Annotated in this window: 10 protein-coding genes; 5 read left to right on the top strand and 5 right to left on the bottom strand. The window is 71.4% G+C overall.

Annotation, left to right across the window (positions count from 1 at the left end):
- The first annotated feature begins 2 nt into the window (after positions 1 to 2).
- On the top strand, positions 3 to 257 hold the full coding sequence (locus tag NRK68_RS35190) for a phosphopantetheine-binding protein (RefSeq protein WP_257858251.1): 255 nt from the start codon (positions 3 to 5) through the stop codon (positions 255 to 257).
- Between the two features lie 46 nt (positions 258 to 303).
- Here NRK68_RS35190 and NRK68_RS35185 read toward each other — a convergent pair whose 3' ends face one another.
- From NRK68_RS35185 to NRK68_RS35165, 5 genes are all read right to left on the bottom strand, one after another.
- Positions 304 to 1,260: an ACP S-malonyltransferase gene (locus NRK68_RS35185; protein WP_257858250.1), complete on the bottom strand. Its 957-nt coding sequence runs from the start codon at positions 1,258 to 1,260 to the stop codon at positions 304 to 306.
- Between the two features lie 51 nt (positions 1,261 to 1,311).
- On the bottom strand, positions 1,312 to 2,208 hold the full coding sequence (locus NRK68_RS35180) for a proline iminopeptidase-family hydrolase (RefSeq protein ID WP_257858249.1): 897 nt from the start codon (positions 2,206 to 2,208) through the stop codon (positions 1,312 to 1,314).
- 63 nt (positions 2,209 to 2,271) lie between these two features.
- Positions 2,272 to 4,401 (bottom strand): MMPL family transporter, encoded by a 2,130-nt coding sequence (locus NRK68_RS35175; protein ID WP_257858248.1) that lies wholly within the window; start codon positions 4,399 to 4,401, stop codon positions 2,272 to 2,274.
- A gap of 116 nt (positions 4,402 to 4,517) precedes the next feature.
- Positions 4,518 to 6,170: an MFS transporter gene (locus tag NRK68_RS35170; RefSeq protein ID WP_257858247.1), complete on the bottom strand. Its 1,653-nt coding sequence runs from the start codon at positions 6,168 to 6,170 to the stop codon at positions 4,518 to 4,520.
- A gap of 156 nt (positions 6,171 to 6,326) precedes the next feature.
- Positions 6,327 to 7,175 carry a mycofactocin-coupled SDR family oxidoreductase gene (locus NRK68_RS35165; RefSeq protein WP_257858246.1) on the bottom strand — a complete coding sequence of 283 codons (849 nt, stop codon included), beginning with the start codon at positions 7,173 to 7,175 and terminating at the stop codon, positions 6,327 to 6,329.
- 291 nt (positions 7,176 to 7,466) lie between these two features.
- On the opposite strand from NRK68_RS35165, the gene NRK68_RS35160 reads away from it, so the two are divergent.
- From NRK68_RS35160 to NRK68_RS35145, 4 genes are all read left to right on the top strand, one after another.
- Positions 7,467 to 8,657: a DUF993 family protein gene (locus NRK68_RS35160; protein WP_257858245.1), complete on the top strand. Its 1,191-nt coding sequence runs from the start codon at positions 7,467 to 7,469 to the stop codon at positions 8,655 to 8,657.
- A gap of 31 nt (positions 8,658 to 8,688) precedes the next feature.
- Entirely contained in the window at positions 8,689 to 10,089 is a 1,401-nt protein-coding gene (locus NRK68_RS35155) for an FAD-dependent oxidoreductase (protein ID WP_257858244.1), read from the top strand.
- Positions 10,090 to 10,126: 37 nt separating this feature from the next.
- Complete coding sequence (locus NRK68_RS35150) at positions 10,127 to 21,529, top strand: type I polyketide synthase (RefSeq protein WP_257858243.1); 11,403 nt, start codon at positions 10,127 to 10,129, stop codon at positions 21,527 to 21,529.
- A gap of 281 nt (positions 21,530 to 21,810) precedes the next feature.
- Positions 21,811 to 23,094 (top strand): LLM class flavin-dependent oxidoreductase, encoded by a 1,284-nt coding sequence (locus NRK68_RS35145; RefSeq protein ID WP_257858242.1) that lies wholly within the window; start codon positions 21,811 to 21,813, stop codon positions 23,092 to 23,094.
- Positions 23,095 to 23,382: the final 288 nt, after the last annotated feature.

Here is a 23,382-nt window from a genome sequence, read left to right as displayed (position 1 = left end):
CCATGGCCTGGGACCAGCGATTCGAGGATCTGCTGCGGGAGTATCTGCCGTTCCTGTCGGCTGACGAGCCGCTCACCCCCGAGACGGACCTGCGCGACGCCGGTCTGGACTCGCTGGGCACCGTCGAGCTGCTGGGTTCGCTGGAGAGCGCGTACGACGTGCGTTTCGTGGACGAGGCGCTGAACCTCGACACGTTCGCGACGCCGGCGAGCCTGTGGGCCACCCTGGCGAAGATGTCCGAGGCGGCTGCCATCTGACGCAATCGTCAGGCCCGCCTCACCGCGGCCGCCGGGGACCGGTGTCTCAGGCGGCCGCGGGGACGGGCCTGCGGCGTGGCCGGGTGGCCAGCCGCGGGTTGGCGGGCACCACGGTGAAGTTCTTCGCCGCGACGGCGACTCGTCCGAAGAGGGCGTCCTGGCCGGCCACGTGGAGCGTTCCGACTCCGTGTCCGCGCAGCGCGGCGAGAGTCCCGGGCCAGTTCACGCGGCGGACGCAGCCGTCCAGCAGCAGGTTCCTGACCTGTTCGCCGCTGGTGAGGACGGTCCCGTCGTGGTCGCTGACCACGGGGATGTGCGGGTCGCGGAACTCCAGTCCGGCCATGACCTCGGCTTCGGCCTTGCGGCGCAGGCCGTCGAAGGCGGGGGCGTGCATGGGCGGTTCCATGACGTAGAGCGGCAGGCCGCCCGCCGCGCGCAGTCGCTGCTGGAGCCACTCCAGCCGGGACGTGCGCAGGGTGAGCATGTGGAAGTCGTCGTCGACGACGCAGGTGATCTCGTGCCACTCGCCCTGTTCGGTGAGTTCGGCGAGGATCTCCTCCAGAACGGCCCGCGGGGTGCGGGCGAAGGACTGGGTGGCCACCTGCTCGGGGTACTCCTCGCCGAAGAAGGAGTCGAGGACGCGGGCGAAGCGGGCGGTGAGCCGGATGCCGTCGGCGACGGAGAGGGCGCCGGAGTGCACGGCTGTGGCCTTGCCTCCGAAGCTGGGTCCGGTCACGTAGTCGGGGCGCGCGCCCAGTTCGGCCTCGGACCATCGGGCGAGGGCGAGGCAGTTCAGGAAGAAGGCGAGCTGGGCGTGCTCGGAGTAGTCGCCCTCGGCGCTGCTGAAGCGGTCGAAGAGCGAATAGCCGAGGACGTCGTCGGCTTCCGCCTGGAGTTCTCTGGCGAAGGAATTGACCAGCATGAATCTGGCCACTTCGGTGAAGGGGGCGGGGCCCATCCCGGGGAAGACCAGTGCGCTGCCGGTCCGGTTCTCAGTCTCCATGGACCTCAGTCTCTTCCCCGGGTGGCGTCCCAATAACCCCTAGTCACCCCCTTAGAGGCTGCCGAGGTATCCGGTCATGACCTTCTCGAAAAGCTCGGGCTCTTCGAGGTGGGGGACGTGGCTGGAGTCCTCGAATATCTCCCAGCGGGATTCCGGGATGAGGTCCTTGTACGGCTGGACGGTCTTGGGGGTGGCTTCGTCGTGGCGGCCGGAGAGGATGAGGGTGGGTACCTGGATGTCCGGCAGGCAGTCCTCGACGCCCCAGTCGCGCAGGGTGCCGATGACGTGGAACTCGCTGGGGCCGTTCATCGTGTAGTAGACGGTCGGGTCGTTGTAGACCTCGTAGAAGGATGCCTGGTACTCGCGGGGCCAGGGCTTGAGCCGGCAGACGTGCTTCTCGTAGAAGGGTGTCATCGCCGCGTAGTACTCCTCGCTGTCGGTGGTGCCGGCAGCTTCGTGGCGCAGCAGGGTCTCGTTGACCCCCGGGGGGAGGTCGGCGCGCAGCCGGGCCATCTCCTCGAGCCACAGCGGGTAGGAGGCGGGCGAGTTGGCGATGACGAGTCCGCGCAGGCCGGCCGGACGGGCAGCCGCGTGCCGGGCGGCCAGGAGGCCGCCCCACGACTGCCCGTACAGCACATAGTTGTCGGCGATGCCCAGCGAGTTCAGCAGCGAGTCGAGTTCGGCCAGGAACAGGTCGACGGTCCAGAAGTCCGCCCCGCGGTCGCGCAGGTGGGTGGAGCCGCCGTTGCCGAGCTGGTCGTAGTGCACGACCGGCCATCCGTGCTCGGCCAGGCCGGCGAGGGGGAGCAGGTAGTCGTGGGTGGATCCGGGTCCGCCGTGCACGACGACGACGGGCGGGCGCTCGGAGCCCAGGTCACCGGTGACCCGGTACCACGTCTTGTACTCGCCGAACTGGACGGTTCCCTTGGCGCTGGGAGCCAGTGGCATGTCCCTCACCTTTCATGGCTGTTCTCGTTGGGTCGCCGGCCGCGGGGCCCGCCCCGCGGCCTGTCAAACGCGGGTTTCCTCGCGTCGTGGGGCGGTGACGCGGGGGGAGGTGACGGCCTGCTGCGAGGTGTCGCCCAGGCGGCGGAACAGTCCGCTCGGCCACCAGATCGCCCGGCCGATGTCGAGGCCGAGGGCCGGGACGAGGATGGTGCGGATCAGGAAGGTGTCGATCAGGATGCCGATGCCGACGACGATGCCCATCTGGGCCATGCTGACGAGCGGCATGACGGCGAAGACTGCGAAGGTCGCGGCGAGGACCACGCCGGCGGAGGTGATGACGCCTCCGGTCTTGGTCAGGCCGGCCAGAATGCCTTGGCGGTGGCCGAGTTCCTCGGTCTCCTCGCGGATGCGGTGCATCAGGAAGATGTTGTAGTCGACGCCGAGGGCGACGAGGAAGACGAAGCCGACGAGGGGGATGGTCCAGTCGACTCCGGCGTAGCCGAGGACGTGCTCGAACAGGAGGTTCGAGGCTCCGAGGGCGGTGGCGTACGAGAGGACGACGGTCAGCAGGAGCAGGATCGGGGCGACGAGGGACCGCAGCAGCAGGACGAGCACCAGGAGGATCACGCCGAGCACAACGGGTGTGATCTTGCGCAGGTCGCTGTCGGTGGCCCGCTGGACGTCGAGTGTCTGGGCGGTGCGGCCGCCGACGAGGGCGTTCGCCTCGGGTACGGCGTGCACGGCGGTACGCAGCGCGTCGATGGTGTCGTTGGCCTCGGGGCTGTTGGGGGTGGCCTTGAGGACGACGGGCAGGGAGACCAGTGCCTTGTCGGGCGAGAGGGTCGAGGGGCCGATGTCGGCGACGCCCTCGATCCGGGCGGCGTCACGGACCTTCTGCTCGTGGGCCGCGGAGGCGACGACGGTGGTCGGGTCGGAGGCGCCGGAGGGAAAGTGGGCGGCGAGCTTTTCCTGGGCCACGATGGATTCGGGCTTGTCCTGGAAGTTCTCGGCCGGTGTGAGGCCCATGTCGATGGTGAGGGCGCCGGCGGCCAGGCCACCGGTGACCAGCACGGAGACGATCCAGGCACGGCGGGGGCGGCGGGCGACGGCGTTGCCGATGGCGGCGGACATGCGGCCACCGCGGGGGGTACGGCCGTGCTTGGGAATGAGCGGGAAGAAGACCCAGCGGCCGGCGATGACGAGCAGCGCGGGCAGGACGGTCATCATGGCGACGAGGGTGCACAGGATGCCGACGGCGCCGACCAGGCCGAGGCTGCGGGACGACTTGAGGTCGGCGAGGCCGAGGCAGGCCAGGCCGACGGCGACAGTCGCGGCGGAGGCGACGATGGCGGGGCCGGAACGCATCACGGCGGTACGCATGGCCACGTGACGGTCCGGCTCCACGAAGAGTTCCTCGCGGTAGCGGGAGATGAGGAGAAGCGCGTAGTCGGTGCCGACGCCGAAGACGAGCACCATCAACACGCTGGCGCTGGCCGCGTCCACCGGCAGCGATGCGTGCTTGGCCAGCAGGTAGGTGGTGGCCTGGGTGAGGACGGCGGCGAAGCCGACGGACAGCATGGGGAACAGCCACAGCACGGGGCTGCGGTAGATGAGCAGCAGCAGGATGATGACGACCGACCCGGTGGCGGCCATCAGGTTGGCGTCGAGGTTGGCGAAGACGCCGGTGAAGTCGGCCTGGGCACCGGCGGGTCCGCCGACTTCGGCCGTCAGGCCGGCCGGGGCGCCGGTGGCGGCGATCCGGCGGATCTGCTCGACCTGCTCGTTCTGGGTGTCCATGTCGTCCGCGGAGAGCGGGACGATGACGATGAGCGCCTTGCCGTCCTTGGACGGCTCGGGTGCGGAGACCTGCGTGCCCTTGACGGCGTAGCGGGCGAACGCGGCACGGTCGGCCTCGGCCTTGGCGCGGTCGGCTTCGGTGAGCGTGCCCGAGCGGGTGTAGACGGCGACGGCCGGCATCGGGGCGTTGCCCTGCTGGAAGCGTTCCAGTGCGGTGTTGACCGCGGCGGATTCGGCGTTCCTGGGCAGCGCGGCGTTGGGGCTGGTGTCCTTGACGTCGGCCAGTTTGCCGGCCAGGGGTGCGAGTGCCACCGCAATGATGAGCCAGGCGGCCAGGAAGAGCCACTTGCCCCAGCGGCCGGCGGGTGCTGTGGCCAAGCCTCGAATGGTTTTCATCGCAGGGTCTCGCTCCTTCGGATGCTGCGTACGGGGAGGGCGTGGCGGGGACATGGGTCCGCCGCCGGGCGGTCCGGGGGGAGGGACTGCCCGGCGGCGGACGTTTCGCGGGCGGATCAGCCGCGGTACGGCGCGCCGTGATCCGTGTGGTCGGCCGGTACGGCGTACCGCGCGGCGGGCTCGCGGACGGGCTGGGTCTGCTGCCCCGGCTCGTCCTCGCCCTCCAGAGGCGCGTGCGAGCCGTCGGGGGCCAGCGTGCGCACCTTGACCTTGCGCAGGGTGATCGCGGAGACCACCGAAGCGAGGAAGATGAGCACCGCGCCGGTGACGGCGGCCGCGTGCATGCCGTCGACGAAAGCGGCGCGGGCGGTCTCGACGACCTTGCCGCCGATCTCGGCCGGCAGCTGAGCGGCCGTCACCAGGGCGCCGCCCAGGGTGTCCTGGATGGGGGCGAGCGCACCGGCGGGGGTGCCCTCGGGCAGACCCTGGACCACTTCGTCGCGGTAGACGGCGGCGCTGATGCTGCCGAGGATCGCGATGCCGAGGGAGCCGCCGAGCTGGGCGCTGGTCTCGAGGGTGGCGGCGGCCGCGCCGGCCTTGGTGGGTGGGACGGTGCCGAGGATCATCTCGGTGGCCATCGTCATCACGACGACGATGCCGGATGCCTGCAGTGTCGCGCCGGTGAGCACGAGCCACAGCGCGGAGTCGGCCTCGACGAGGATCATCACGAGGAAGCCGACGAGGCCGATGGCGAATCCGGCGCTGACCAGGAAGGCGCGGTGGACGCCCTTCTGGAGGAGTACGGCGGACACGGGGGCGGTGATGCCGACGCCGACCGACGGGATCAGGATCCACAGGGCGGCGACGAGCGGGCTGAGGTCCTTGACGGACTGCAGGTACTGGGTGGTGAAGACGGTGAAGCCGGTCAGGCCGAACATCGCGATGAGCTTGACCAGCAGCGGGCCGCTGTAGGAGCGGTGCTTGAACATGGACAGTTCGAGCATCGGCTCCGGGCGGCGCTGCCGCAGCACGAACATCAGGGCGAACGCGATGCCGACGGCCATGGCCGCCAGGGACAGGGGTTCGGCGCCGTTGGTGGCCAGTTCCTTGATGCCGTAGACGACCGGCAGCATGGCGAGGAGCAGCAGGACCGAGCTGAGCAGGTCGAACGGGCCCGGCTTGGGGTCCTTGGACTCGGGCACCAGGAGGGGGCCCAGCGTCAGCAGGAGCAGCATGAACGGGACATTGACCAGGAAGACCGAGCCCCACCAGAAGTGGTCCAGCAGGAAGCCGCTGAGCACGGGGCCGAGCGAGATTCCGCCGGTGAGGGCGGCGGTCCAGATGGCGACGGCGGTCTGGCGCTGCTTCTCGTCGTGGAACATGTTGCGGACGAGGGCCGCGGTCGAGGGCAGCAGGGTGGCTCCGGCGACTCCGAGGACGCCGCGGGCGACGATCAGCATGTCGGCGCTGCTGGCGTAGGCCGCGACGGCCGAGGCGGCGCCGAAGGCGACCGATCCGGCGATGAGGAGCTTGCGGCGGCCGATGCGGTCGCCGAGGGAGCCCATGGTGATGAGTGTTCCTGCCAGCACGAACCCGTAGATGTCGAAGATCCACAGCTGCTGGGCACTGCTCGGGTCCAGTTCCTTCGTGATGAACGGAACCGCGAAGTACAGCACCGACACGTCCATGGAGACGAGTAGGAGCGGCAGGATCAGTACGACGAGGGCGATCCATTCCTTACGCCCTGCGCGTGCGTTGATCCGGGTCATTCGGAAATCCCCTTTTGCTTCTGGGTGGTGTCAAGCGCTGGCATGGAACACCTGTCGGCAGGCTTTTCGGCTGTGGGTGCGGCCGTGGTACCGGGGGCTTTCGCATGTGCGCAGGGGGTGGGGGGTGGGAAATCTGACGGGCGTGTTCTTCCGGCGTCAGAGCGTCTTCTGGGCCAGGGCTCCGCCGTCGACCTTGAGGTGGGTGCCGGTGACGTAGCGGGACTCGTCGGAGGCGAGGAACACCACCGCGTTGGTGACGTCGGAGGTGTCCACGTAGGCGATCGGCATGGGCTGGATCGTGTGGAAGCCGTGCTCGGCGTCCTCGCGGGTCGGGGCCTCGAGGTCCGGCCGGAAGGAGCGGTACACGGCGTCGTTGAACAGCATGTCGGTGTCGACGTTCGTCGGGTGGACGGCGTTGACGCGGCTGCCGGAGGGCGCCAGCTGCACGGCGAGCGAGTCGACGTAGTTGACGAGGGTCTTCTTGGCGAACCGGTAGCCGGCGAAGCCCGGGCCCGCCGGGGTGGTGTCGAGCGGGCTGGGGAGCAGGCCGGTGACCGAACCGATGACGATGACGGAGAAGCGCTCCGTGGTGTGCGGCATGGCCGCGTGCACCGTGTTGAGCACACCCCCGAGGTTGATGTCGACGGTCTCGGTGAACGCGGTGACCGGACGGCCGGCGCCGATGGGCAGGATGCCCGCGTTGGGGACGACGACGTCGATCCGGCCGAGTTCGGCCACGCCCTCGGCGAGGGCGGTCTCCAGGGCCGCGCGGTCGCGCACGTCCACCTGACGGGTCACCACACGACGGCCGGTCTTCTCGACCAGCCGCGCGGTCTCCTCGAGGTCCTCGGCGGTCCCCATCGGGTACTCGGCGATGTCGATGTTCTCGCAGAGGTCGATGGCGATGATGTCGGCACCTTCCTCGGCGAGCCGGACCGCGTGACTGCGGCCCTGCCCGCGAGCAGCTCCGGTGATCACGACGACCTTGCCTTCAACGCGCCCCATGAGGCCCTCCCATTACCGAGTTCGAAGCTGAATCGGAGAATCGCTTCCCATTGCGGTCCCGGGATTCAACTCCCGGCCCCTGAGCCGTTATACCGAGGCAGGCCTCGGCGAGGCTCGCCCCAGGGACCCCTAACTTTCGGCAGGGGGAGTTCTAGGGGGTGGGAAATCGGACTCAGGGGGGACTTTCCCTGTTATTTAAAGCGCGTTGATGGCTTGAATGAGCCGCGACCGCGCGTTGTGGGCGCGCCGTCTGCCCGTTGTCGTTCCCCTATCTGCCCCGGAGCTGACGCTGTGATTCGACTTCCCGAGCCGGACGGCACCCTGACGGCGTATGAGCCGACTCAGACGCCGCGGGTGTTCACCCCCGACGCCACCCCGTTCCGCAGCCGGTCCGTCGTGGCCGCCGCACACGTGCTGGGCGACCCGCTGGCGGCGAACGAGCCGTTCGGCCCGCCGGTCGGCCCGCCGCCGCCGCAGTCCCTCGACTGGGACGCCACCCTGGCCTTCCGCCGGCACCTGTGGGCCCACGGCTACACGGTCGGCGAGGCGCTCGACACCGCGCACCGCGGCATGGGCCTGGACTGGGCCACCTCGGCCGAACTCATCCGCCGCACCGGCGCCGAGGCCAAGACTGTCGGCGGCAACGTGGCCGCCGCGATCGGCACCGACCAGCTCGACCCGTTCTCGCCCGCCACGCTCAAGGACATCACCGTGGCCTTCGAGGAGCAGCTGGAGGTGGTCGACGGGGCGGGCGCCCAGGCGATCATCATGTGCAGCCCGCAGCTCGCGGCCGTGGCGCAGGGCCCGGAGGACTACGCCGAGCTGTACGGGAACCTGCTGCGGCAGGCCTCCCGGCCGGCCATCGTGCACTGGATCCTCCCCGAGTGGATCCCGTTCCACGCCGGCTACTTCGGCCACCAGGACACCGATGCCGCCTTCGACGCGCTCATCGCGATCGTCAAGGACAACATCGACAAGGTGGACGGCGTCAAGCTGGCCCCGCTGACCGTCGAGCGGCAGGCCGAGCTGCGTTCCCGGCTGCCCGAGGGCGTCCGCTTCTACACCAGCGACACCGACGCCTACCCGCAGCTCCTCGCGGGCGACGGCCGCACCCACAGCCACGGCCTGTCCCCGGTCTTCGACCCGGTGGCCCCGCTGGCCGCGGCGGCGTTCCGGGCGCTGGACGCCGGCGACGAGGCACGGTCCCGGGAGCTGCTGGACTCCACGCTGGAGCTGAACCGGCACCTGTTCACCGGGCCGCTGCGCAGCACCATGTTCTTCAAGACCGGCCTGGCGTTCCTCGCCTGGCTGTCCGGTCATGCCGACCACTTCCGCATGGTCTGGGGCGAGCAGGGGGCGCGTTCCGTGCCGCACCTGTCCACCGCCTACCGCCTCGCCGACACCCTCGGTCTCTTCCCGGACCCGGAGCTCGCCGAGCGCCGCGTCAGGGCCTACCTGACCACGGCCGGATTCGAGCAGTGAGCGGCTGCTCCGTACGGGAGGAGGGACAGAGATGACCCACGCAGTCGTACTGGGCGGCGGGCTCACCGGCATGCTGACCGCGGCGGCGCTCAAGGGCCGCGCGGACCGCGTCACGGTCCTGGAGAGCGACGTGCTGCCCGACTCTCCGCAGCCCCGCCGCGGACTGCCGCAGGGCCACCACAACCACATGCTGATGGGAGGTGGTGCGGAGGCCTTCGACAAGCTGATACCGGGGACGACCGAGCTGCTGTACGCGGCCGGCGCCCAGCGCCGCGGGCTGCCGGGTGACGCCCTGGCGCTCTCCCCCGAGGGCTGGTTCCACCGGCATCCCAGCGAGGCGTACGTGTTGCTGTGCAGCCGTGACCTGCTGGACCACGTGGTGCGCCGGCAGGTCCTCGGCGACGGGACGGTCGAGCTCGTCGGGTCGGCGAAGGTGACCGGGCTGACGGGCGACGCCACGAAGGTCACCGGGGTGACCTACGACGGCGAGGACGGGCCGCGGACGCTGGAGGCCGACTTCGTCGTCGACGCCACCGGCCGGCGCTCGAAGTCCCCGCAATGGCTGGTCGACCTGGGCCTGCCGCTGGTGCACGAGGAGTACATCGACGGCGGCTTCGCGTACGCCAGCCGCGTCTACCAGGCACCGCCCGGCACCCCCGAGGACTTCCCCGGGGTACTGCTCCAGGCGAAGACCGGCACGGACCAGCCGGGCCGTGGGGCGGCGCTGCTGCCCAACGAGAACGGCCGCTGGATCGTCACCCTGTTCGGCACCCGCGGCGGCGAACCGCCGACGGACGAGGAGGGCTTCGTCCGCTACGCCCGCGAGCGCGACCACCCGATCATCGCCGACCTGGTCGACCAGGCCGAGCCGCTGTCGGAGATCCGCGCCTACCGGGGCATGGCGAACCGGCGGCTGTACTTCGAGAAGCTGCCGATGCCGCGGAACTTCGTGGTCCTGGGTGACGCCTTCCAGGCGCTGAACCCGAACCACGGGACCGGCATGTCGGTGGCCGCGCAGAGCGCCCTGGTGCTGCGTGACCTGATCGACGCACACCCGTTCACTCCGGACCTGTCGCGCACGGTGCAGGCGGCGATCGCCAAGGTGAGCGCGGGCCCGTGGCAGCTGGTCCTCGGCACCGACCAGTTCTTCCCCGGGGTGAAGTCGAACCTCAAGCGCCCGGGCAACCCGTCGCAGCTGAAGATGACGGCACGGCTCGCCCGGATCGCGACCGAGAACGCCTACGTCTCGAACACGCTGTTCCGCATCGGCTCGCTGAGTGCCCGCCCCAGCAGCATGCTGTCGCCCGCCTTCATCTGGGCCGCCCTGCGCGGACCGCGTCGCCGGCTGCTCACGGCCGAAGAGGCAATCGCCCAGTTCCCGGAATTCGGTGACCTGCTGACCCGCGGCAAAGCACTGAACAAGAAAAACTGATCGACGCAAATGGATACCGAGAACCGGGGGCACTTTGATGGCCGGCAATGACGAGAAGCTCATTCAGGCACTGCGCACGTCACTCAAGGAAACCGAGAACCTTCGTGCGCAGAATCGCAAGCTCTCCGGGGCCCTGCGTGAACCGATCGCGATCGTCGGCATGGCCTGCCGGTATCCGGGGGGTGTGGAGACGCCGGAGGACCTCTGGCGGCTCTGCGCCGACGGCGTGGACGCGGTGTCGGAGTTCCCGGCCAACCGTGGCTGGGACACCGCCCGCCTCTACGACCCCGAGGGAATACGCCCCCGCACGACCTACGCCAAAGAGGGCGGTTTCCTGCACCACGCCGGGGACTTCGACCCCGCGTTCTTCGGTATCAGCCCCAACGAGGCCCTCGCGATGGACCCGCAGCAGCGGCTGCTCCTCGAGACCTCCTGGGAGGCCATCGAGCGGGCGGGCATCGATCCCGCCTCGCTGAAGGGCAGCGCGACCGGCGTCTTCGCCGGAATGATGTACCACGACTACTCGGCCAACGCGAACACCGGTTCCATCGCCTCCGGCCGTGTCAGCTACGTACTGGGCCTGGAAGGCCCGTCGGTGACCGTCGACACCGCCTGTTCCTCCTCGCTGGTCGCCCTGAACTCGGCCATCTCCGCACTGCGCTCCGGCGAGTGCTCGCTCGCGCTGGCGGGCGGTGTGGCCGTCATGGCCACCCCCGAGGCCTTCATCGAGTTCAGCCGCCAGCGCGGCCTGTCCACGGACGGTCGGTGCCGCTCGTTCGCGGCCGCGGCCGCCGGTACGGCCTGGGGCGAGGGCGTCGGCATGCTCGTCGTCGAGCGCCTGTCCGACGCCCGCCGCAACGGCCACCCCGTCCTCGCCGTGATCCGGGGCATCGCCCTGAACCAGGACGGTGCCAGCAACGGCCTGACCGCTCCGAACGGCCCGGCCCAGCAGCGGGTGATCCGGCAGGCCCTGGCCGGCGCCCGGCTGTCCGCCGCCGACGTGGACCTGGTCGAGGGGCACGGTACGGGGACGACGCTGGGCGACCCGATCGAGGCGCAGGCCCTGCTCGCCACGTACGGCCAGGACCGGCCCGAAGGCCGGCCGCTGTGGCTCGGCTCGATCAAGTCGAACATGGGTCACACCCAGGCTGCCGCCGGCGTCTCCGGAATCATCAAGATGGTCGAAGCCATCCGGCACGGCGTCATGCCGAAGACCCTGCACGTCGACGAGCCGACGCCGAAGGTGGACTGGGAGGCGGGGGCGGTACAGCTGCTCACCGAGACCCGGCCGTGGCCGGAGACCGGCCGCCCGCGCCGGGCCGGAGTCTCCTCGTTCGGCATCAGCGGCACCAACGCACACGTCATCATCGAGCAGGCACCCGAGGAGGAGCCCGCGCAGGAGGAGCCGACCGCGACGCGGCCACTTCCGCTGCCCGCAGTGCCGCTGCTCCTCTCCGCCAAGAGCCCTGAGGCGCTCCGCGACCAGGCCGCGCGCCTGCGCGACCACCTGGCGGCCCAACCTGGGGCCGCCCTCGCGGACATCGGCCACTCACTGGTGGTCTCCCGCGGTCTGATGGAGCATCGCGCGGTGGTCACCGCCGCCGACCCGGCTTCCGCGCTGGCGGGTCTTGGCGCTCTGGCCGCGGGCGAATCCGCACCTGGGGTCGTGTCCGGGGCGGCGCAGGGAGGCGGGAAGACCGCGTTCTTGTTCACGGGGCAGGGTGCGCAGCGGTTGGGGATGGGCGGGGAGCTGTATGAGGCGTTCCCGGTGTTCGCTGCCGCGTTCGATGGGGTGACGGAGGCGCTTGGGCTGCCGTTGCGTGAGGTGGTGTGGGGTGAGGATGCGGAGCGTTTGAGCCGTACGGAGTTCACCCAGCCCGCTCTGTTCGCCGTCGAGGTCGCGCTGTTCCGTCTGGTCGAGTCGTGGGGTGTTCGGCCGGACTTTGTGGCGGGTCACTCGATCGGTGAGATCGCCGCGGCACACGTAGCGGGTGTTCTCAGCCTCTCGGATGCGGCGAAGCTGGTCGTGGCGCGTGGCCGGTTGATGCAGGCTCTGCCGGAGGGCGGGGCGATGGTCGCCGTGCAGGCCACGGAGGACGAAGTCCTCCCGCACCTCACCGACACGGTGTCGATCGCCGCGGTCAATGGTCCGAACTCGGTCGTCGTCTCCGGTGACGAGACGCGGGTTCTGGAGATCAAGGCGCTGTTCGAGGAGCGGGGCCGTAAGGCGAGCAGGCTGAAGGTCTCGCATGCCTTCCACTCGCCGTTGATGGACCCGATGCTCGACGAGTTCCGGGCCGTCGGAGCCCAGCTCACCTACGCCGAGCCGCAGATCCCGGTCGTCTCCACCCTCACCGGCGCCTCTGCCGGGACCGGTGACCTGACCACTGCCGAATACTGGGTCCGGCACGTTCGCGAAGCGGTCCGCTTCTCCGACGCCGTGGCCGTACTGGAGGACAAGGGCGTCACCACCTTCGTCGAGATCGGCCCCGACGCGGTGCTCACCGCGATGGGCCAGGCCACCGCCGAAGACGCCGCCTTCATCCCCGTCCTGCGCCACGACCGCGCCGAGACCGGCGCGCTGCTCGCCGGGGTCTCCCAGCTCCACGTCCGTGGCACGGCCGTGGACTGGGCCGCGTACTACTCCGGCACCGGCGCCCGCCGGGTGGACCTGCCCACCTACGCCTTCCAGCGGGAAACCTTCTGGTACGGCACACTCGACTATCTCTCCGAGTCCTGGGTCGCGGACGATCTGGGCGCGAACCCGGCGACTCTTGGTGTCCGGCCTGTGGACCACCCGCTGCTGGGCGCGGCGGTGACGCTTCCCGAGGACGGCGGGGTCATCCTCACCGGCCGCCTCTCCCTCGCCACCCACCCCTGGGTCGCCGACCACGACGTCCTCGGCACCGTCCTGCTCCCCGGCACCGGCTTCGTGGAGCTCGCCGTCCGCGCCGGCGACGAAGTCGGCTGCGACCTCGTGGAGGAACTCACCCTCCAAGCCCCCCTCGTACTCACCGACGACGAACCGCTCACCCTCCAGCTGGTGGTGGGCCGCCCGGAGGAAGAGGGACGCCGCTCCATCCGTATCTACTCGCGCGCCGAGAGCGGCGAGACCTGGACCCTGCACGCGGACGGCTCGCTCGCCGTGGGGGCGCCCGCACCCGCCGACCTGGCGCAGTGGCCGCCAGCGGACGCCACCCCGGTGGACGTCACGGACGCCTACGCGGCGCTGCTCGCCCGCGGCTACCACTACGGGCCGGTGTTCCAGGGCCTGACGGCGGCGTGGCAGCGCGGCGAGGAAGTGTTCGCGGAGGTCGCCCTGCCCGAGCAGGCGCACGAGGACGCGGCTCGCTTCGGCCTCCACCCCGCCCTGCTCGACGCGTCCATGCACGCCGCCCTGCTGCAGGGGGAGGACGAGGAGGGCGACACCCTGCTGCCCTTCTCGTGGAACGGTGTGACGCTGCACTCCACCGGCGCGAGCACGCTGCGCATGCGTATGGCGCCGGCGGGCCGGGACAGCGTGAGTCTGACCGTCGCGGACGCGACGGGCGCGGCGGTGCTGTCGGTGGCCGCGCTGGTCTCCCGTGCCGTCTCCTCCGAGCAGTTGGAGAACTCCGGCACTGGCCGGGACGCGCTCCACCGCCTCGAGTGGATCACACAGCCGGGTGGCCGCGACGGCGCCGGCACCCTGCCGGAGGACGGCCGCTGGGCCGTGGTGGGCACGGGGCCGGTGCCGGTCCCTGAGTCCGCTGTCACCCGGTACGACGGTCTGGGCGCGCTGGCCGCGGCTGTCACCGCCGGCACGGCGCCGCTTCCCGAGGCGGTGCTCGCCGCACTGGACCCGACGAGCGGATCCGATGTGCCGTCGGCCGTGCGTGAGGTGGCTGGGCAGGCGCTGGAGCTGGTGCAGGAATGGCTGGCGGAGGACGTTTTCGCGGACGCGCGGCTCGTGGTCGTGACCCGCGATGCCGTCGCCGTCGCCGAGGGCGACACCGTCGACCTCGGACAGGCCCCGGTGTGGGGTCTGGTACGAGCGGCCCAGGCGGAGAACCCGGGCCGGTTCGCGCTGCTCGACACGGCCGCCCGTGACGCGGGCGGGGACGGCTGCTCCGCTGCGGACGCGGCCGCGTGCGGGGCGGTCGCGGCCGCCCTCACCGCCGGGGAGACCGAACTGGCGCTGCGCGCGGGCGAGGTGCGACTGCCGCGGCTGACGCCCGCACTCCCCTCTCCCGTCGACGACGTCAACAGCACCGGCGGCGGCGTACCGGCCCTCGACCCGGAGGGCACGGTGCTGATCACCGGTGGCACCGGGGGCCTGGGCAGCCTGGTCGCCCGCCACCTGGTGACCGAGCACGGCTCCCGACACCTGCTGCTCGTCAGCCGCCGCGGCGCGGACGCGCCCGGGGCAGCCGAGCTGGCCGCCACCCTGACGGGGCTCGGGGCCCAGGTCACCGTGGCGGCCTGCGACACCTCCGACCGGGAAGCCGTGGCCGCGCTGCTGGCCTCGGTACCGGCCGCGCACCCGCTGACCGCGGTGGTCCACGCCTCGGGCGTGGCCGACAACGGCCTGGTGTCTGCGCTCACCCCGGAGTCCCTCGACGGCGTGCTGAGGCCGAAGGCGGACGCCGCCTGGCACCTGCACGAACTGACGCGGGACCAGGACCTGGCGGCGTTCCTACTGTTCTCCTCCGCGGGCGGTCTGCTGCTGGCCGCCGGCCAGTCCGGATACGCCACCGCGAACGTGTTCCTCGACGCGCTGGCCGCGCGGCGCCGGTCGGCGGGTCTGCCCGCCACCTCCCTCGCGTACGGCCTGTGGGGCGTCGACGCGGGACTGGGCGCCGGGCTGGGCGACGCCGACCTGCAGCGCATGAAGCGCCAGGGGTTCCCCGCGCTCACCGCCGAGGAGGGCCTCGCGGCCTTCGACGCAGCCATCGGGGCGGCCGAGGCCACCCTGGTGCCGGTCAAGCTGGACACCGCGGCCCTGCGCACTCGCGGCGCGGGACTCCCGGCGATGCTGCGTGGCCTGGTACGCGTGCCGGTGCGCGGCGTGGCCCGGGCCGGCGCGGCCGAGCCCGCGTCGGCGCTCGGTCAGCGACTTGCCGGACTGGGTACCCAGGAGCGGGCGGAGGCCCTGCTCGACCTGGTGCGCAACCATGTGGCGGCCGTTCTCGGGCACACGTCCTCGGCCGCGGTGGAACCGCAGCGGGCCTTCCAGGAGCTGGGATTCGACTCCCTGTCGGCGGTCGAGCTGCGCAATGCCCTGAACACGGCCACCGGTCTGCGTCTGCCCGCGACGCTGGTCTTCGACTACCCGACGGCGCAGGCCGTCGCCGACCATCTCGGTGAGCAGTTCACCGGTACGGGCACCACCGGTGCCGCCGCCGTACGGGGCGTCGCCCCTGCGGACGGCGAACCCATCGCGGTCGTGGCGATGTCCTGCCGCTACCCGGGCGGTGTCACCTCGCCCGAGGGGCTGTGGCAGCTCCTCGCGGACGGGGTGGACGCCGTGTCCGGCTTCCCGGCCGACCGCGGCTGGGACGAGGACATCTACGACCCGGAGCCCGGCCTGCCCGGCAAGACCTACGCTAAGGAGGGCGGCTTCCTCTACGACGCCGCCGGCTTCGACGCCGAGTTCTTCGGCATCGGCCCGAACGAGGCGCTGGCGATGGATCCGCAGCAGCGGCTGCTCCTCGAGACGTCGTGGGAGGTTCTGGAGCGGGCCGGTATCGATCCCGCCACGCTGAAGGGCACTTCGACCGGTGTCTTCGCCGGTCTGATGTACCACGACTACGGCCAGGGCCATGGCGGCGGCAGCAGCACCGGCGGCAGCCTGGTCTCCGGCCGGGTTGCCTACACCCTGGGCCTGGAGGGCCCGGCGCTCACCGTGGACACCGCCTGTTCCTCCTCCCTGGTGGCCCTGCACCTCGCCGCGCAGTCGCTGCGCTCGGGCGAGTCCACGCTGGCCCTCGCCGGCGGTGCGGCCGTCATGGCCACGCCGGAGATGCTGATCGAGTTCAGCCGGCAGCGCGGCCTGGCCCCCGACGGCCGCTGCAAGGCGTTCGCCTCGGCCGCGGACGGCACGGGCTGGGGCGAGGGCGTGGGCATGCTGCTCCTTGAGCGGCTGTCCGACGCCCGGCGGAACGGCCACCCGGTCCTCGCCGTCGTCAAGGGCTCCGCCATCAACCAGGACGGTGCCAGCAACGGCTTCTTCGCCCCGAACGGTCCCTCGCAGCAGCGGGTGATCCGACAGGCGCTGGCCAACGCGGGCCTGGAGCCCTCGGATGTGGACCTGGTCGAGGGGCACGGTACGGGTACGACGCTGGGTGACCCGATCGAGGCGCAGGCGCTGCTCGCCACGTACGGCCAGGACCGGCCGGAGGGCCGGCCGCTGTGGCTGGGGTCGATCAAGTCGAACATGGGCCACACCCAGGCCGCCGCCGGCGTGTCCGGAGTCATCAAGATCGTCGAGGCCATCCGGCACGGCCTGATGCCGAAGACCCTGCATGTCGACGAGCCGTCGTCGAACGTCGAGTGGTCCGAGGGCCAGGTGCGGCTGCTGGCGGAGGCCCGGGACTGGCCGGAGACCGGCCGTCCGCGCCGTGCGGGTGTCTCGTCCTTCGGCCTGAGCGGCACCAATGCCCACGTCATCATCGAGCAGGCGCCGGAGGAACGGCCCGTGCAGGCCCCGCAGGACCAGTCCGAGCCGCGAGCGCTCCCGCTGCTCCCGCTGGTCGTCTCCGCCCAGAGCGCCGAGGCGCTGCGCGGCCAGGCCGAGCGTCTGCGCGACCACCTGAGCGCCCACCCCGAGGCGCGCCCGCTGGATGTCGGCCATTCGCTGATCGTTTCGCGCACGGCCATGGATCACCGGCTGGCGGTGGTCGGGGCGGACCGGGACGAACTCCTGGGCGCGCTGGACGCGTTCTTGGAGGGCCGGCCGACCTCGGCAGTCGTCGAGGGCTCGACCCGGGCCAAGGGCCGCACGGCGTTCTTGTTCACGGGGCAGGGTGCGCAGCGGTTGGGGATGGGCCGGGAGCTGTATGAGGCGTTCCCGGTGTTCGCTGCCGCGTTCGATGGGGTGACGGAGGCGCTTGGGCTGCCGCTCCGGCAGGTCATGTGGGGTGAGGATGCGGAGCGTTTGAGCCGTACGGAGTTCACCCAGCCCGCTCTGTTCGCCGTCGAGGTCGCGCTGTTCCGTCTGGTCGAGTCGTGGGGTGTTCGGCCGGACTTTGTGGCGGGTCACTCGATCGGTGAGATCGCCGCGGCTCATGTCGCTGGTGTGCTGTCGCTGGAGGATGCGGCGAAGCTGGTCGTGGCGCGTGGCCGGTTGATGCAGGCTCTGCCGGAGGGCGGGGCGATGGTCGCCGTGCAGGCCACGGAGGACGAAGTCCTCCCGCACCTGTCGTCCACGGTGTCGATCGCCGCGGTCAACGGACCCAATGCGGTCGTCGTCTCCGGCGAGGAGACACGCGTACTGGAGATCAAGGCGCTGTTCGAGGAGCAGGGCCGTAAGACGAGCAGGCTGAAGGTCTCCCATGCCTTCCACTCGCCGTTGATGGACCCGATGCTCGACGACTTCCGGGCCGTCGCCGGCTCTCTGGAGTACACCGAGCCGCAGATCCCCGTTGTCTCCACCCTCACCGGAGAACTGGCGAGCAGCCTCACCGACCCCGAGTACTGGGTCCGCCACGTCCGCGAAGCGGTCCGCTTCGCCGACGCCGTCCGTACCCTCGAAGCCGAGGGCGTCACCCGGTTCGTCGAACTCGGGCCCGACGGCGTACTCACCGCCATGGCCCAGCAGTCCGTCCAGTCCGAGACCACCGTCCTGGTCCCCGTCCTGCGCCGCGACCGCGCCGAAGCACCCACCCTGCTGACCGCCGTCGCCCGCCTCCACACCCACGGCACGACCGTGGACTGGGCCGCGTACTACTCCGGCACCGACGCCCGCCGGGTGGACCTGCCCACCTACGCCTTCCAGCACGAGCGGTTCTGGCTCAAGACCCTCGCGCCCGCCGGCGGGGACGCCGCGTCTCTCGGCCAGGCCGGCGCCGGTCACCCGCTGCTGGGTGCGGCGCTGACGCTTCCCGAGGACGGCGGGGTCATCCTCACCGGCCGCCTCTCCCTCGCCACCCACCCCTGGGTCGCCGACCACGACGTCCTCGGCACCGTCCTGCTCCCCGGCACCGGCTTCGTGGAGCTCGCCGTCCGCGCCGGCGACGAAGTCGGCTGCGACCTCGTGGAGGAACTCACCATCCAAGCCCCCCTCGTACTCACCGACGACGAGGCCGTCGCCCTGCAGGTGCACGTGGGCGAGCCGGAGGACAACGGTCGCCGTTCGGTGCGTATCCACTCGCGTGCCGAGGGCTCCGACGCCTGGATCCTGCATGCCGAGGGGTCTCTGGCCTCCGGCACGGTCCGGCCGGAGGCCGACCTCGCGCAGTGGCCACCGCAGGGTGCTACGCCGGTGGATGTGGAGGGCGCGTACGAAGCGCTGCTGGCCCGCGGCTACGGTTACGGGCCGGTGTTCCAGGGCGTGCGGGCCGCCTGGCAGCGGGGCGAGGAGGTGTTCGCGGAGGTCGTCCTGCCGGAAGAGGCGCACGGTGAGGCCGGTCGCTTCGGCCTCCACCCCGCCCTCCTCGACGCGGCGATGCATGCGATGGGCTTTGCCGGGGGCTCGGACGCGGATGGTGAGGGGCCGACGGTCCTGCCGTTCTCGTGGGCCGGAATCTCCCTGCATTCCGTCGGGGCCCACGCGGTCCGGGTCCGCATCGCGCCCTCCGGGCCGCGCGCGGTCTCGCTCGAACTAGCGGACGCGGTCGGCAGCCCGGTGATCACCGTCGAGTCGCTGACGCTGCGCGAAGTTTCCCCGGAGCAGCTCGGCGCCGGATCGGGGCGCGGCCACGAGTCGCTGTTCCGGATCGAGCTGAGCCCGCTGCCGGGTACCGTGCCCCCGGCGCCGGCCGCGGATCGGATCGCCATGGTGTCCGCGGACGGTCTGGCCGCTCTCGGCGACGCGGTGGAGTCGGGAGTCCGGGCCCTGCCCGAGGCGGTGGTGGTGACGCTCGACCCGGGTACCGGTGCGGTGCCCGAGGCGGTGCGGCGGACCACGCACGCGGCGCTGGGCCTGGTCCAGGAGTGGCTGGCCGACGAGCGGTTCAGCGAGTCTCGGCTGGTCCTGGTCACGAGCGGGGCGCTCGCCGTGGGCGACGACGTGGGCGTGGACCTCGGTCAGGTCCCGGTGTGGGGTCTGGTGCGTGCGGCGCAGGCCGAGAACCCCGGCCGTATCCAGCTGATCGACACCGACGGGCTGGCGGAGTCCACGGCGACGCTGCCCGTCGCGGTCGCATCGGAGGAGCCGGAGGTGCTAATGCGCCGCGGCGAGGTCGGGGCGGCCCGCCTGGTGCGGGCATCGGCGCCCGCCGAGGTCGGCGAATCTCCCTGGGACCCGCACGGAACGGTGCTGATCACCGGCGGGACGGGCGGTCTGGGCGGGCTGGTGGCCCGTCACCTGGTGGCCGCGCACGGGGTGCGTCACCTGCTGTTGGTCAGCCGGCGTGGCGCGGAGGCGGTGGGTGCGGCGGAGCTGGAGGCCGCCCTGACCGGGCTGGGCGCCACGGTCACCGTGGCGGCCTGCGACACCTCCGACCGGGAGGCGCTGGCCGCGCTGCTGGCCTCCGTGCCGACCGCGCACCCGCTGACCGCGGTGGTGCACGGGGCGGGTGTGGCGGACAACGGCCTGATCGGCACGCTCTCCCCCGAGCGGATCGACGCGGTGCTCAAGGCGAAGGCGGATTCCGCCTGGTACCTGCACGAGCTGACCCGCGACCTGGGGCTGAAGGCGTTCGTGCTGTTCTCCTCGGCCGGTGGTCTCGTACTCGCCGCGGGCCAGGCCGGATACGCGGCGGCCAACGTGTTCCTGGACGGGCTGGCCGAGTACCGGCGCGCCCAGGGGCTGGCGGCCACGTCGACGGCCTTCGGCCTGTGGGACGTCGACACGGGCCTGAGCCAGTGGCTGAGCAAGGCGGACCTGCTCCGCATGAAGCGGCAGGGCCTGCCCGCGCTGTCGGAGGCCGAGGGACTGGAGCTGTTCGACGCGGCGGTGGCCGGGGATCCGGGCGCGCTGGTGCCGCTGCGGGTGGACCCAGCGGCGCTGCGGACCCGGGCGGACACGGCCCCCGCGCTGCTGCGCGGACTGGTGCCGGCCGTGCGCCGACGCACCGCGGTGGCGGTCGGCACGGATTCCGGGTCGCTGCGGCAGCGGCTGGCCGGGCTCTCCGCGGAAGCGGCCGGGCAGGAGCTGCTCACGCTGATCCTCGGTCTGGCCGCGACCGCCCTCGGGCACAACGACGGCGCCTCGATCGACCCGGAACGGGGCTTCCTGGAGTCCGGGTTCGACTCGCTCACCTCGATGGAACTGCGCAGCGCCCTCAACGCGGCCACCGGACTGCGGCTGTCGCCCATGGTGGTCCTGGACAACAAGAACCCCGCCGAGCTGGCGCGCCACGTGCAGGAGGCGCTGGCGGCCGAGTGGGGCGGGGCCCCGGGGCCGGAGCAGGCTTCGCGGGCCGTGGGCGGGACGGCCGGGGACGGCCGGGAAGCCGACAGCCTGCCGGCGCTGTTCCGTACCGCGGTCATGTCGGACAAGGTGATCAAGGGCTTCGACCTGCTGCGCGCGGCCGCCGCGCTGCGGGACCGGTTCGACTCGTCGGCGGATCTCCCCGCCCTGCCCGCGGCGGTACCGCTGGCCGACGGGCCGGGCCGGCCCCGCCTCATCGGCATCACCACGCCGATGACCACGGGCGGTGCGCTCCAGCACGCGCGGATCGCCGCCGCGTTCCGCGGGGTGCGGCCGATGGCCAGCATCCCGGTGCCGGGCTTCGGCAAGGGCGAGTTCCTGCCGAACTCCATCGACGCGCTGGTCGACGTACTGGCGGAGAGCGTCGCCCGGGCGGCCTGCGGCGAGCCGTTCGTGCTGGTCGGGTACTCCTCGGGCGGCACGCTCGCCCATGCCACGGCCAGCCGGCTGGAGAAGCACAGGGGCATCAAGCCCCTGGGCGTCGCGCTCCTGGACACCTACCAGATCGACACGGACAACACCGGACAGGCGCGGGTGATGGAGCAGATGTCGGTCGGCCTGGTGGCCAAGGACTCCGAGTACGGGCTGTTCGACAGTACGGGCCTGACGGCCATGAGCAGCTACTTCGATCTGATGCCGCAGTTCCGGCTGGACACGGTCGAGGCGCCGGTGCTGCTCATCGGCTGCGAGCGGTCGTTCATCCCGGAGTCCGCGGACACCACGCAGACCGGTGACGAGTGGCGTGTGAAGGCCTGGGACGACCGGCAGACGTTCCGCACCGTCGACGCCAACCACTTCACCATCATCGAGGAGGACGCGGAGCACACCGCGCGCATCATGGAGGAGTGGCTGGCCGGCCTCCGCTGACGCGGGCGCGGCATCGCAGGGCGACGGGTAGGGCGGCCGCCGGGCGGCCTGCCCTCCCCTCCCCCGCGTGTGCGGTGGCCCTCGTGGCCGGGAAGGGGGTGTGCCCGCGACCCCTGAAAACCCCGCGGCCCACCCCTTCCACCGGGAATGCGAGCCCCTATTCGGGCCCTGCCGCCCGCAGTGAACCGACACTTTCCTTGCCCCGGGAAACCGGCCCGCCGAATACTCGCTGACGGGCTTTCAACCGACTCAGGTCCCCATTCAGTCGTCGCGGAGGAACAATGCGTTTCGGCCTCATCTACCACCACCAACTGCCGCGTCCCTGGGCGGAGGACAGCGAGGAGCGACTTTTCAACGAGTCGCTCGACCAGATCGAGCTCGCCGACAATCTCGGCCTCGATTACGCCTGGGCGACCGAGCACCACTTCCTGGAGGAGTACTCGCACAGCTCGGCCCCCGAGGTGTTCCTCGCGGCGGCCGCGGCCCGTACGAAGAACATCCGCCTGGCCCACGGCATCGTCTCGCTGCCGGCCGCGGTGAACCACCCGGCGCGCGTCGCCGAGCGTCTGGCCACCCTGGACCTCATCTCCGGCGGCCGCGTGGAGTTCGGTACGGGTGAGGGCAGCTCCCAGCTCGAGGTCGGCGCCTTCGGCGTGAACCGCGAGACGAAGAAGGAGCAGTGGAAGGAGTCCCTCGAGGTCATCGTCCGCATGATGACCGAGGAGCCGTTCACTGGGCACGAGGGCCAGTGGGTCAACATGCCGCCGCGTAACGTGCTGCCCAAGCCGAAGCAGAAGCCGCACCCGCCGCTCTGGGTGGCCTGCAGCGCCCGCAAGACCATCGAGATGGCCGCGCGCAACGGCCTCGGTGCCCTCTCCTTCTCATTCATCACCCCGGAAGAGGCGAAGGAGTGGGTCGACTCGTACTACTCCCTCATCAATTCCGACGAGTGCGTGCCGATCGGCGAGACCGTCAACCCGAACTTCGCCGTGGTGTTCCCGTTCATGGTGCACCCCGACGAGGAGGTCGCGCTCGACCGCGGTATCGACGGCGCGCACTTCTTCTCGTACGCGCTGATGCACTACTACATCTTCGGTGAGCACAAGCCGGGCATCTCCGATGTCTGGAAGGACTTCATCGAGACGCGTGCGGCGCGCGGCCTGGTCCGCAACCCGGTCCTGCCGGACGACGATGAGCTGCAGACCCCGGAAGCCAAGCTGATGATGGAGCAGATCTCGTCACTCCGCCGCGGCATCGGCACCCCGGAGCAGATCCGCGACCTGATCCGCCGTTACAAGGCGGTCGGCGTCGACCAGGTCATCTTCTCCGTGCAGATCGGCAATGCGAAGCACGAGCACATCGTGGAGTCGCTCCAGCTCTTCGCCGACGAGATCATGCCGGAGTTCGTCGAGGGCCGCGAGGACCGCGAGCGCGAGAAGGCGGAGCGTCTGGCCCTCCCGATCAAGGAGGCGCTGGCGCGCAAGGAGCGCGTCTCGGTCGACGTCTCCGACTACATCATCACCCCCGAGCTCGCCGCGGGCGGCGAGCCGCCGGCCAGCGCCTGACCCTCAGAGCACGACCGGCCGTACGAAGGCCCCCCGCCCAGCTTGGGCGGGGGGCCTTCGGCCATTTCCGGTCCGCGTCCGGACACGGAAGCGGATGAGGATCCTGACGCGGCCACATGAAGACCGCGATCCGCCGGGCTCCCGGCCAGCTCAGATCTCGGCGCCGCAGCGCCACTCCTCTTTCACCCAGGGCTAGCCGACCGGGTGCCGCAGGCGGCCACGCTGCTGCACCGTGCTGCGCTCGCGCGGCCGGGCTGCCCGAGAACCGGGAAGGCATCGCGGCGCTGC

Origin of the sequence: Streptomyces yangpuensis (genome assembly GCF_024666385.1) — a bacterium.
GTDB classification, from domain to species: Bacteria; Actinomycetota; Actinomycetes; order Streptomycetales; family Streptomycetaceae; genus Streptomyces; species Streptomyces yangpuensis.
Note: the sequence above shows the minus strand (reverse complement) of the source record. Positions and strands in the feature narration are given on the sequence as shown.

Bases quoted from the DNA above. Each gene is read 5' to 3' on its own strand.
- NRK68_RS35170 (WP_257858247.1), bottom strand. From the start codon at position 6,170: ATGACCCGGATCAACGCACGCGCAGGGCGTAAGGAATGGATCGCCCTC.
- NRK68_RS35175 (WP_257858248.1), bottom strand. From the start codon at position 4,401: ATGAAAACCATTCGAGGCTTGGCCACAGCACCCGCCGGCCGCTGGGGC.
- NRK68_RS35165 (WP_257858246.1), bottom strand. From the start codon at position 7,175: ATGGGGCGCGTTGAAGGCAAGGTCGTCGTGATCACCGGAGCTGCTCGC.
- NRK68_RS35180 (WP_257858249.1), bottom strand. From the start codon at position 2,208: ATGCCACTGGCTCCCAGCGCCAAGGGAACCGTCCAGTTCGGCGAGTAC.
- NRK68_RS35155 (WP_257858244.1), top strand. From the start codon at position 8,689: ATGACCCACGCAGTCGTACTGGGCGGCGGGCTCACCGGCATGCTGACC.
- NRK68_RS35150 (WP_257858243.1), top strand. From the start codon at position 10,127: ATGGCCGGCAATGACGAGAAGCTCATTCAGGCACTGCGCACGTCACTC.
- NRK68_RS35145 (WP_257858242.1), top strand. From the start codon at position 21,811: ATGCGTTTCGGCCTCATCTACCACCACCAACTGCCGCGTCCCTGGGCG.
- NRK68_RS35185 (WP_257858250.1), bottom strand. From the start codon at position 1,260: ATGGAGACTGAGAACCGGACCGGCAGCGCACTGGTCTTCCCCGGGATG.
- NRK68_RS35190 (WP_257858251.1), top strand. From the start codon at position 3: ATGGCCTGGGACCAGCGATTCGAGGATCTGCTGCGGGAGTATCTGCCG.